Here is a 3,555-nt window from a genome sequence, read left to right as displayed (position 1 = left end):
CGCACGTCGAGCTCCTTCACCAGTTTTTCCGTCTCGTCGATCATGCGGCGGCGGTCGAGCAGGCCGAAGCGGTTCAGCGGCTCGCGGCCGAGGAACATGTTCATATAGACCGTCTGCTGGTCGGCCAAAGCGAGATCCTGGTAGACAACCTCGATGCCATGCGCGCGCCCCATCGTCGCGTTCGACATCGTCACCGGCTTGCCCTCGATCGTGATCGTGCCGGAGGAGGGCGGATGCACGCCGGAGATGATCTTGACCAGCGTCGACTTGCCGGCGCCGTTGTCGCCGACAAGCGCGACGATCTCGCCGGGAAAGACCTCGAGCGAGAAGTTCTCGATCGCGGTCAGGCCGCCGAAATGCTTGCGGATGTCCTGAAGCTGAAGGATGGGGGCGCTCGCATTCATGGTTTTCTCCTAGACGGGCCAGGCATAGGGCTCGCCAAAACCGTTCTCGATCGTTTCAACTACGGGCTTGCCCTTCGAAACGCCGGAGACGCCGACGACATAGGCGCGGGTGACGAAGGCCTGGCCGCGGAAGCCGAAGACGGCGCTGTCGCCGGGCCTCGGCGCATTATCGCCGGCGGCGTCGATCATGGCGTAGTAGTCGATCGCCGAAGGCGGCGGCACTTCGACGCTTCTGAGCGCCGACGTGGCGGTGGTCGGCTCGGCCGAGACGATCGCCTTGACGTCATAGTCCGGGAAGATCGGGTCGATGTAGAAGCCGCCGCCGAAGCAGTAGGCCTTGCCGCCTGACAGATGCGACACTTCGGTGAGATAGAGCACGGCAGGCAGTTCCGGCAGGTCTTCCATGACGTGCAGCGCCGTGGTGCCGTGCAGGCCGTTGCCGGGTTCGCATTGCGTGGCGCCGGCTTCAGCCAGCGCGGCCAGCATGACGCTCGACGTGGTGCCCGGCGCGTTGATTTCGACGCCCTTGCGGCCCGCCTTGGCGAGCGCCTCGGCTGCCTTGCTCAGCGTCGCCAGATTGGGCGTCGGCAGCACTTTACGCGCGGCATGGTCGAAGAGCAGGGCAGGGAAGGTGGTGATGCCGGCGAAGCGGCCGCCCGGAACGGCATCGAGCCGGTCGGCGACGGCGACAATTTCGCCGGCGTCGAAGCCGCCTTCATGGCCGCGGTAGAAAATGTCACCTTCGGCCGCGATGCGGGCGAGCAGGTCCTGGACGTAGCCGGCCGCCTTGGCGCCTTTGCCTGCTTCCTCGGCCTTGGTGTCGTTGAAGGCGGTCCAATAGTCCGGCTTGAAGGTCCTTGCCGCCGCGTCCGCCTCGAATTTCGCGATCTGCTGCAGATGGCCGAGATGGCCGAGCTTCATGCCGGCCTTATGCGTGGCGCGCGCGCAGGCCATGTCGACCGCGACAGCGCGTTCGATGCCGCCGCGCATCACCGCCTTGCAGAAGGAGCTCGAGCGGCCGACCTGCTTGGTCATGGCGAAGATGTTCAGACCGAGCCGATCCGCTTCCTGCTTGAGGACCTTTGCATTGCGCTCGACCGCGTCGAGATCGAGCACATAGGCGTTGGCCGGCAGCTTGCCCTGCTGGTGAAGGCCGATCGCCGCTTCGATGAAGGCGGGGTTGCGGCGGCGCAGAACGTCGAGAAACATGGAAAAGGTTCCTTTAGCGGGATTTGTCGCGCAGCGACACTGCGACCGCGGTGAGAATGATCAGGCCGCGCACGATCATCTGGTCGGAGACCGAGAGGCCCATCAGGATAAGGCCGTTGTTCAGCATGCCCATCATCAGCGAGCCAACGAGAGCGCCGACGATCGAGCCCTTGCCGCCATTGAGCAGCGTGCCGCCGACGATGACGGCGGCGATGACCGTCATCAGATCGGTCTCGCCGAGCGTGTATTTCGCCGCCTGCAGGCGGCCGGCGTAAAGCAATCCGGCGAGCCCCGCGAGCCCGCCGCTGATGGTGAGCACGGCGAGCCTGATCTTCGGCACGCTGATGCCCGAAACGCTTGCAGCGCGGGCGTTGTCGCCGGTCGCCAGCACATGCGCGCCGAAACGCGTCTCGCGGTAGACGAGGTGGCCGACGGCAATGGCGATCACCGTCCACCAGATCAGCGAGGGCACGCCGAGCAGCGAGCCCGAGCCGAAGAAGCCGGTGAAGGCCTCGTTGGTGACCGATATCGAACGCAGATCAGTCATAGAGCGCGAGACGCCGGCGAACAGGCCCATCGTCGCCAGCGTCACCAGGAAGGACGGCAGCCTGACATAGGCGACCAGCGCGCCGTTGATGAGGCCGATCAGGATTCCGGCGCCCAGGCCGGCGACGATGCCCGCCGCCATGCCGTAGGAGGCGATGGTGACGGCAGTGGCGAGCGCCGATACCGCCACGATCGAGCCGATCGAAAGGTCGATCTCGCCGGCCGACATGACGAAGACGAGGCCGATCGCCATGATCGTCACCGGCGCTGTCTGCAGCACGATGTTGGAGAGGTTGCGGACGGTGAGGAAGCCGCTGTCCCTCAGCATGAAGGCGAAGAACAGGAAGATCGCCAGGAAGCCGAGATAGACGACATATTGCTGCAGATTGAAGCGGCTGGCGAAGCTGCCCATCTCGGTGCCGGTGTTGGCGCTGGTCATGTTCGATCTCCGATGGTGCGTGCTTCGCAGCCTGCCACGCCGTCTATTTCATGGCGTCCGCGATGGTCGCGGGCAGGTCCTTGTTGAGCGACTTCTTCCAGCCGTCCTTCACCGTGTCCTTGGTGACGGCGATGGAATCGACCGCGTAGAATGGCTCGGCCTTCAGGCCGACCAGCGAGCCTGCGGAGGCTCGCGCCAGCGTCACGCCGATCGAATAGGCCTCGTCGGCGACAAGGGCTGCGATGTTACCACCTTTGACCATGTCGAGCGCGGCCGGTTCGTTGAGGTCGAGCGTGACGATCTTGGTGTGCGTGTTGCCGGCGGCGAAGGGCGGAGAGAACGCTCAGCGCCGGCTCAGACCAGGTGACATAAATGCCGTCGAGGTCGGGATGCTGGGTGATCATCGCCTGCGCGATGTCCTCTGAGCGCGCCGGATCGGCCATGCCGGCCTCGGCGGCGATCTGCATGTCGGGATAGTCCTGCTCGATGGTCTTCTTGAAGGCGCCGTCGCGCTGGTTGGTGACGTAGAAATCGGCGTCGTGGAAGATGTAGCCGACCTTGCCCTTCTTGCCGAGGGCCTCTGCCAGGGCGATGCCGGCCTTGTTGCCCATCTGGAAGAGGTCGTCGGAGACGATGGTGACGTAATCCGTGCCCTGCTTGTAGCCGGCCGGGCTATTGTCTACGAAGCCGAGCTTGACGCCGGCCTGGCGGGCCGGATCGTAGACAGAGGCCGCGGTCGCCGGGTCGACCGGCAGCGACAGGATGATCGACGGCTTCTTGGCCATCACCGTCTCGACATCGGCCTTCTGGCGCGCGGCGTCGAAGCCGGCATCAGTCTGCGCCACCACCTCGATGCCGAGACGCTTGAACTCGTCGCGCGCCCCGGCGTTGACTGCGTTGGTGTACTCGCTCATCTCGTGCCAGACGAGGGCCGCGGTAAACTTGCCGTCCTTGATC

5 protein-coding genes are annotated in these 3,555 nt (G+C 65.0%); all 5 read right to left on the bottom strand.

Annotated elements, in window-relative coordinates; genetic code table 11:
* Window positions 1–404 (bottom strand): ATP-binding cassette domain-containing protein (locus EOA27_RS27810; protein WP_145970568.1); only part of this gene is annotated, 404 nt, incomplete at its 3' end.
* 9 nt (window positions 405–413) lie between these two features.
* A complete protein-coding gene (locus EOA27_RS27805) occupies window positions 414–1,613 on the bottom strand; it encodes an alanine racemase (protein WP_126081859.1) in 1,200 nt (399 codons plus the stop codon).
* 13 nt (window positions 1,614–1,626) lie between these two features.
* Window positions 1,627–2,598, bottom strand: coding sequence for an ABC transporter permease (locus tag EOA27_RS27800; protein ID WP_126081860.1), 972 nt, complete (start codon window positions 2,596–2,598; stop codon window positions 1,627–1,629).
* Between the two features lie 43 nt (window positions 2,599–2,641).
* The gene (locus EOA27_RS42360; protein WP_245491178.1) at window positions 2,642–2,860 is read right to left on the bottom strand and encodes a hypothetical protein; all 219 of its coding nucleotides are present in this window, start codon (window positions 2,858–2,860) and stop codon (window positions 2,642–2,644) included.
* On the bottom strand, window positions 2,844–3,555 hold a 712-nt coding region (locus EOA27_RS27795), incomplete at its 5' end, for a substrate-binding domain-containing protein (protein WP_245491177.1). The genes EOA27_RS27795 and EOA27_RS42360, both read right to left, overlap by 17 nt.

Source organism: Mesorhizobium sp. M2A.F.Ca.ET.037.01.1.1 (genome assembly GCF_003998075.1).
Taxonomy (GTDB): domain Bacteria; phylum Pseudomonadota; class Alphaproteobacteria; order Rhizobiales; family Rhizobiaceae; genus Mesorhizobium.
Note: the sequence above shows the minus strand (reverse complement) of the source record. Positions and strands in the feature narration are given on the sequence as shown.